The sequence below is a fragment of the Paenibacillus zanthoxyli JH29 genome (assembly GCF_000520715.1).
In the GTDB taxonomy this organism is placed as follows: Bacteria; Bacillota; Bacilli; order Paenibacillales; family Paenibacillaceae; genus Paenibacillus_AQ; species Paenibacillus_AQ zanthoxyli.
The window spans coordinates 1-6,722 of sequence record NZ_ASSD01000256.1 but is presented as its reverse complement, the minus strand read 5'-3'; the positions used below and the strand labels follow the sequence as shown (position 1 = coordinate 6,722).

Sequence of the window (6,722 nt, the reverse complement as noted above, 5' to 3'; positions counted from 1 at the left end):
GCGAAAAGCCGGCAACGGCACAGGCTGGCCCGCCCATTTGATGTATTACGAAGACCTGCCTTATCTATGCTTTAATAATGACTTGACCTGGAAAACCGAGCTCGCTGCGGGATTAAGCGAAAGACCCGTCAAGCTGCGGCGAAGCAACCTGATTGCCAAATTAAATGCTTCTTTGAAATATAGTTCGCAAATCAGCCTGCTGTGGACATCGAGATTCAGCATGCTGAGGCAAATGGCGCAGCATGCAAGAGGAGCGGCTCGCCAAGCAAAGCGGCAAGGCTCTGAAGGCTGCGATTATTTCTTCAGAGTTTACGCGACGGATGCCCAAGTCTCGGTACCTCTTAGCGAGAGAGGGACATAAGGCGCTAGACCGCTTCACCTGCAACCATTGCGGCCAGATCAGATACCTTTAGCGGGCTTCTGTCGATCTGGCCCAGGAGCTCATCCGGCAGCTCAGTCCCATAAGAGGTTTCCAATTCCACAACCAAATCAACGACCTGTATCGACTCCAGTCTGAGCCACACATCGCGCAGCAGCGTGTCTGCCGTAATGACCGCATCTTCAGGCGAAGACCCCGGGGAGGCCGATATTTTTTGCTCAATCCGTTGAATAATTTGCCCGGCAATATCTTGCTTGCTCATGCCTCTCACTCCTTCCCTCATAATATAGCAATTAGACTATTACTAGATTGGATAACAAGCTTTCAATTTGCTCTCCTTCCTCATTTCTAATTTTTCTTATATTTGTAATAATTTTGTCGATAATTGACGATTGCTCCGTCTTCATGTACTTAATAAGCAGATTTCGGCATAGGAAGGCATCATTTTCTATACTTTGGTAACGCTCTGCAAGATTAGTCCCCGGCTTCAAATAGCCGTACTGCTCCAGGAAGGGAATCCGGCGCAGCATGAGCGCTTTATGGTCACAGAGCACATGAAACGGCCGGTAATCGGCTCCCTGCTCTTTATTCTGAATCTTGATAAGATTCTCAATCAATTGGTCATAGACTCCCAGTCCGTATACGCAAGGATTTGTCTTGTGAGTCATTTCCCTGCTCTTCTCAAAGCAGTTATGCCCCGTTAAAAAGCCCTCAAGCTGCGCCGCCACATTCGATATATTGAACTCATAGCCCAGGGAGTCATCGAAGCTAATTAAAGACAAGCCGCCTTTGCCGGAAAAGAGCCAATCCTCGTCCCCTTCTATAGCGTGGTACGCCTTCTCCAATTGCTCGAACGGAACCTCCGCGAAAGAATACTTGCCGGTAAACGTGAAATCAGCCGCATGGAACACTTGGCGCTCCAGATCATATCCGTAAATAAACAAATCATGCGGCAGCGAGTCATGTCCCTCTATAAAGAAGGCCTGATCGAACACGCCGTATATGTAATTGTTCAGATTGATGCAGTCCACAATAAAGGCGCAAATGTCCTCATTGATAAAACGCACCGTTTCCCGCTTCAAATGCTGATGAAACAGCCATGGACAGTATTCGAATACGGGGGTCCGGAAAAAATCCACAAACGCGCTGATCCGACCCGGATTCGTAGTAAGCTGAAGCTGAATAAAGTGATTCATAATCCAGGGTTCCGTTTCCGGATAATTGCCTAGCACCGCAAAAGAATTCGCCACCCATTGCCATGAAGTAATGATTGGATACTGCATCGGTAAAATTATTGAACTGCTCATGCGATCCTCCTTTTTAGTTTTTTCAGTTGACGGCCGAGTTGTAATGACTGGTAATCAAGTTCTACTATACCATATAAATCCAAGGAAATAATATATATATTTTATATTTTTTTCAGGAAATATCAGCAAAGATAGACAAAGAGCATTCCCGTTGAAAACGTTTTCATTTAATTGTAAAAAAGGAGGTCTGCCGGCTACTGGCATCAGAAACACCTGGTAATGACGCCGGCAGAAGGAGTGAGGTTAGACGTTCATAGTTCAAGCTGGCTGCGGCGGTTAAAAAATGTCCGGTACCCGAGCTGTACAAACAGGATAACGGATAACGATACGCTCCCGACAATACCCAGCATAATCGCAATCTGGTATTCGACGGCCACGATTGGCGATGTCCCGGACAAGATTTGTCCTGTCATCATTCCGGGTAAGAATACGATGCCCATGCCGACCATCGAATTTATGGTGGGCAGCATAGCGGAATCGAAGGACTGATTGACAATCTCCCGCGCTGCCATTCTTGGTGTGGCTCCGAGCATGAGCGCCGCTTCCACCTTATCTTTTTGGCCGTGCATGCCTTCGATCAAGGAATTCACGCCTAACGCGACCCCTGTCATCGAATTGCCGACGATCATCCCGGCTATCGGAATAACATATCTCGGTTCGTACCAAGGAGCGAGCTGCAAGACAATGAAAATAAAATAGACAAGGCTGACCAAAATACCGGAGGTCATCGACAAAGCAATGCTTTGCTTCAAAGCCTTGGACAGCTTCCTTTTTGTCCCGTTAATAACCGTCCGAATGGAGAAAGCAAGCATAATCGCCACAAGCAGCAAGGTATACGCCGGATGGGCGTTCCCAAATACGTACACCAGCAAGTACCCGACGAGAATGAGCTGCAAAGTCATACGAACCGCCCCGATCAATATTTCCTTTTCACGCGGGATGCCTTTAATTCTAACGATTACAATCAGCAGAATCACGAACAAATAGGCTGCGGCCAGCTGCCAAAATAATAAATCAATGGTTCCATTCACTGTATACCCCTCCCGTTCTCCCGCGGCGTCCCGTCCCATCTTTCATTTCAATAACAAAATCGGCATATGTATCGGCAATGTGACGTGAATGCGTAATCATGACGAGTGTTTTTCCGTTTTCACGCATGAATGCTGTCAATCTCTGCATTACTGTATCTGCAGTGTCTTCATCCAGCGCAGAAGTCGGTTCATCCAGAAGGAGCACCATCGGATTCATCACAATAGCCCTCGCAAGGGCTAAGCGCTGTTTTTCCCCACCGGACAGCTCCTCCGCATTTTGTTCCAGATCTTTCTCCAGACAGGCGAGATGAAGCGCCTCCTTCAATCGTTCATCAGATGCTTCAGGCTTACCGGCAAAAGACAATCCGATCTGCAGGTTATCTCTTATCGTCCCTTTGAACGTGATCGTGGCCTGCGGCACCATCACCGCTTCTCTCCTCCACGGGATGGGGTCCAGCTCGCTTGAAAGTCGTTGATTCAGCCAAATCTCGCCTTCATCCGGGCTGTCCAACTGATTTAGCAGCCGAAGCAAGGTTGTCTTTCCGCTGCCGCTCTCCCCTACAATGCAGGTTATTCTCTTTGCAGGTATCGTTAAGTCTGTGATGGACAGAATCCCTTTGGCTTTTACTCCCTTTAACCGGAACATCGTCACGCACTCCTTTGGCCTTATACTCATTTTTTACCGAATCGAAATTCAATATTGATGGTACTCAAATAGCCGCGAAGCGTCAAACCTTGCAAAAGGGATAAGGGGATTCATCAACGGACTGACTTTGACTTCGCTCGTATATTAACAAAGACAAAGCAAAAAAGTAAAAATAAGAAAATCATAATCCCTACAATTTCAAAATTAAGCTCCGCCCAAGGATTAAAGTAGATGAATGCCTGATAGAAAGAAACACCATAGGCGAGCGCAACAATCACCCATCCAATGATTCTTGATGCCGATTGCCCCAAGCTGCTTGTTTGGTTCATCATTTTAAACGCGATTAGAGAATCGATAGTATCGGTAATCATCATTCCGAGCATGAAAATAAGTCCCAGAACTAAAGGCATGTACTTGAATGAATTGCCGGCTGCAAGTGCCCAGATGGACGTTTGACTAATGGTCTCGGCAGCCAGTGCGAAGATGCCACCCACTAAAATAATTAAAAATGGATTTGTGGTTCCCCTCGAAACTTTCGAAATAAGGTTCCCTTTGATTCCCTTTAGTTGAAACTCTTCGTTTTTAAATTTGGAACGCAGCAGATGATAAATATTCATTGTGCCAATTAAAAACAGGGATATAATCGATACCCAAGTTGCAAAGGCGTCAAAATATTCGGGAAATCTAAAATTTTGGGCAAACATTCCGAGAATTGTCGCTATACCGGTCACAACCGCTCCATGGCCGAATGAAAACAGTGTACCTACCCAGCGGGTAATCGGGCTGCCCACTCGCCAATTGTAACGGGTTTGTCCATCAATAAAAGCTAAATGATCCGCATCCAATCCATGACGAAGGCCGAGCACAAAAACAAGAAGTATAAGCGATATCGTTGACATTGACGGTTTCCTCTCTCTTAATCCGATTTTTACACGCAAAAAAAGCCCCGGGTAACCTTTGCAGATTCGGGACTTGCCAATGGGACCGTTAATAAACGTCAACTTAAGCAGAGCTAAATTGCGAGTTCATGTCTCGTCACCACTCCTTTTCTCCGAAGGCATCTTGGTGTGCAATCCAGGTAGGTCTTCTGGCTTCCGGATCATCGCCTGCCTTCTGTCTTCCCCAGACATACTGAGTGACATAAAAGAAGGAGGCTCCTCGGTTACAGCGGCGGGACCGCTCGGGATTTACACCCGATTCCCTGTTACCCCTTGATCTCGCAAGGGCACCTGGTTGCAATATATGAAATTTCTTTGATTTTAATGCTTATAACTTTGATTATCAATAGTTTTTGTTCAGGTTGTGACCAGTCCCAAGCAGCACTGCTTATATTTCTTGCCGCTGCCGCAGGCACAAGGGTCGTTGCGTTCCGGCAGTTTTCCTTTCAGGTGATACCGCACGTTCTGGCGGAACAGGTTGCTTCTGACGCTGGCTCCAAGCTGCTTCATCCGCTCGTCCGCATACGCATAAATCTCCTTGTAGCTGGCGCAAAAATAATCCCGGCCTCTGGCCTCAAGCTCCGCTCCCCTGTCGCCACGTTGCCGATTTTCCATTCCGGAGAAATGTAAAAGTCGCACGGATAGGCGTCTCCATTTTGCTCGAGAATAATCGTTGTTGGACACTCGGCCCTATGAATGCACAGCTCCGCCTCCCGGTTCGTATAACCGGCCAGCATGTTGTCAAAAAAACATACGGAAACCTGCGGGTTCCCTCCGTTATACCAATAATCGAAGGCTTCCCGCAAAAACCGGCCGTATTCCGCAGGCGTAATATCGTAAACGCCCGGCTTGTCCGGCTCCTGGGACCGGAAATCCATGCACGGAATGAACTGCACGTAGCTGAATCCTTCTTGTGCAAAGAAAGCCATAATCTCCGCAGCATGTCCCACGTTGCCTTTGTGAATCACAGACAAAATGTTGAAATCCACGTTATGCCGCCGTAGATGCTCGATCCCTTTCATTACCCGGTGAAAGCTGCCCTGCCCGCGCGAGTCCACCCGCCGCGCATCATGAATATCCTCTGGACCGTCCAGCTGACACCGACCAGAAAATTGTATTTTTTAAAAAAAGCCGCCCAGCGGTCGTTAATCAGCGTTCCGTTCGTTTGAATGGAATTGCCGATGCTCGTCCCCTTCGGCGCGTAGCGAGCCTGAAGCGACACGGCCTCTTCGAAGAACTCCATACCCGCCAGCAGCGGCTCTCCTCCCTGCCAGGCAAAAGAAGCCGCTCCCTGCGCCCGGGCCATATATTCCTTAATGAATTTTTCCAGAATGGCGGAATCAATCCGGTTGATCTTCGGTCCCGGCTTGCCGCCGCATGTGCTGTAATAGCAGTAATCGCAGGCCAGGTTGCAATCCTCCGAAACCGTCTTCCACATCACACCTACATGCCGATGCTCCAGCGTTGCTACACCGCAGCCCATTGTTTCTCACCCTCCTCATCTCTCTAGCTTCTCTTATATACTTTATCTTAATAAAGAGACGTATTCCATAGATTCATGGAAGACGTCTCCGGTGTTCAGTTTACAGTTGAGCGGCAATCGGTGATAATGAACCTCCGTCGCTCATTTCTTAGCGTATGTTTTCCGCGTCTTGTTGGCGGTACCCCAAATCCGGTTCGGACGATGGGGCCTGAATCGTCCAGGTGTCAAAATTGTATTCGATGATCTCTCCACCTTGCCCAAGCGTCAAGATCGGGCTCCCCACCTCCTGATGCATATACGGATTGTCGATCAGCGGCCAGGAGGTATAATCGACGGGTTCCCCGTTAACGCTCCGTTTGCCGTTAAAGGTTAAGCTTAACGTATCTCCGCCAAGCGACGTATAAACGACGGTAGGATTCGCGTCCTCCAACCTGGTAGCGTCAACCGAAGTGCCGGATTTGATTGCCTCCACGAAGCGGGCCAGCTCGCATGCCCGGCGCTCATCCGCCGTCTTGCCGACATCCTCCGCTTGCGCGTAGTCTTTCGGATCGGCCGTCTCCACAATCACCGCATTTTTGAGACCATCGCTGCGAATTACGGGAACCGCAAGCGGGCCGACGGTCTCTTCAAACCAGCCGTAAGGCTTGATGATTTTGACCCCCAGCAGCACGTTTCCTTCATGGGCAAAGATCCAGCCGCTCGAATCCTCCAAGGTGTCAATAACGCCGGTAGGCAGCGGGCCCGTGATATAGGGCTTCAGATCGTTCGCCGGAATATTGGTGACGGCCAGCAGCGTCCCCTCATGCTGCAGCACCTGCTCATAAGGTGTGGCCCCCGACTTCAGGGCGCCGTTCTTCGGATGAGAAACATAGAACGTGCTGAAGGCCTCCTCCGATTGCCATCGGACGAACCAGCGGCGCATCTGATCCGACCAGCCC

At 48.9% G+C, this 6,722-nt stretch carries 10 protein-coding genes and 1 riboswitch; of the genes, 1 reads left to right on the top strand and 9 read right to left on the bottom strand.

Going from position 1 to position 6,722, the window contains the following annotated elements:
- Positions 1–361: hypothetical protein (locus L691_RS32645; protein ID WP_025690200.1), on the top strand; the 361-nt coding region annotated here is incomplete at its 5' end.
- 4 nt (positions 362–365) lie between these two features.
- Here L691_RS32645 and L691_RS0109420 read toward each other — a convergent pair.
- From L691_RS0109420 to L691_RS32640, 9 genes are all read right to left on the bottom strand, one after another.
- A complete protein-coding gene (locus L691_RS0109420) occupies positions 366–641 on the bottom strand; it encodes an acyl carrier protein (protein ID WP_025690199.1) in 276 nt (91 codons plus the stop codon).
- 31 nt (positions 642–672) lie between these two features.
- Positions 673–1,686 (bottom strand): hypothetical protein, encoded by a 1,014-nt coding sequence (locus tag L691_RS0109415; protein WP_025690198.1) that lies wholly within the window; start codon positions 1,684–1,686, stop codon positions 673–675.
- A gap of 251 nt (positions 1,687–1,937) precedes the next feature.
- A complete protein-coding gene (locus L691_RS0109410) occupies positions 1,938–2,717 on the bottom strand; it encodes an ABC transporter permease (protein WP_025690197.1) in 780 nt (259 codons plus the stop codon).
- On the bottom strand, positions 2,701–3,363 hold the full coding sequence (locus tag L691_RS0109405; RefSeq protein WP_025690195.1) for an ABC transporter ATP-binding protein: 663 nt from the start codon (positions 3,361–3,363) through the stop codon (positions 2,701–2,703). The genes L691_RS0109410 and L691_RS0109405 overlap by 17 nt, the downstream gene beginning before the upstream one ends.
- 113 nt (positions 3,364–3,476) lie before the next feature.
- Entirely contained in the window at positions 3,477–4,262 is a 786-nt protein-coding gene (locus tag L691_RS0109400) for a HoxN/HupN/NixA family nickel/cobalt transporter (protein WP_025690194.1), read from the bottom strand.
- 161 nt (positions 4,263–4,423) lie between these two features.
- Positions 4,424–4,610, bottom strand: a riboswitch (cobalamin riboswitch).
- 48 nt (positions 4,611–4,658) lie between these two features.
- Positions 4,659–4,811 carry an SEC-C metal-binding domain-containing protein gene (locus L691_RS33510; RefSeq protein WP_232229145.1) on the bottom strand — a complete coding sequence of 51 codons (153 nt, stop codon included), beginning with the start codon at positions 4,809–4,811 and terminating at the stop codon, positions 4,659–4,661.
- Positions 4,808–5,359 (bottom strand): radical SAM protein, encoded by a 552-nt coding sequence (locus L691_RS33505; RefSeq protein WP_232229144.1) that lies wholly within the window; start codon positions 5,357–5,359, stop codon positions 4,808–4,810. Before L691_RS33505 ends, L691_RS33510 begins: the two co-directional genes overlap by 4 nt.
- A complete protein-coding gene (locus tag L691_RS33500) occupies positions 5,323–5,784 on the bottom strand; it encodes a radical SAM protein (protein WP_232229143.1) in 462 nt (153 codons plus the stop codon). Before L691_RS33500 ends, L691_RS33505 begins: the two co-directional genes overlap by 37 nt.
- Before the next feature lie 148 nt (positions 5,785–5,932).
- The coding region (locus tag L691_RS32640) for a hypothetical protein (protein WP_025690193.1) at positions 5,933–6,722 on the bottom strand (790 nt) is incomplete at its 5' end.

What these genes read in the sequence shown, in the direction of transcription:
- L691_RS0109420 (WP_025690199.1), bottom strand. Translation starts at nt 641, where the DNA reads ATGAGCAAGCAAGATATTGCCGGGCAAATTATTCAACGGATTGAGCAA.
- L691_RS0109415 (WP_025690198.1), bottom strand. Translation starts at nt 1,686, where the DNA reads ATGAGCAGTTCAATAATTTTACCGATGCAGTATCCAATCATTACTTCA.
- L691_RS0109405 (WP_025690195.1), bottom strand. Translation starts at nt 3,363, where the DNA reads ATGTTCCGGTTAAAGGGAGTAAAAGCCAAAGGGATTCTGTCCATCACA.
- L691_RS0109400 (WP_025690194.1), bottom strand. Translation starts at nt 4,262, where the DNA reads ATGTCAACGATATCGCTTATACTTCTTGTTTTTGTGCTCGGCCTTCGT.
- L691_RS33510 (WP_232229145.1), bottom strand. Translation starts at nt 4,811, where the DNA reads ATGAAGCAGCTTGGAGCCAGCGTCAGAAGCAACCTGTTCCGCCAGAAC.
- L691_RS33500 (WP_232229143.1), bottom strand. Translation starts at nt 5,784, where the DNA reads ATGGGCTGCGGTGTAGCAACGCTGGAGCATCGGCATGTAGGTGTGATG.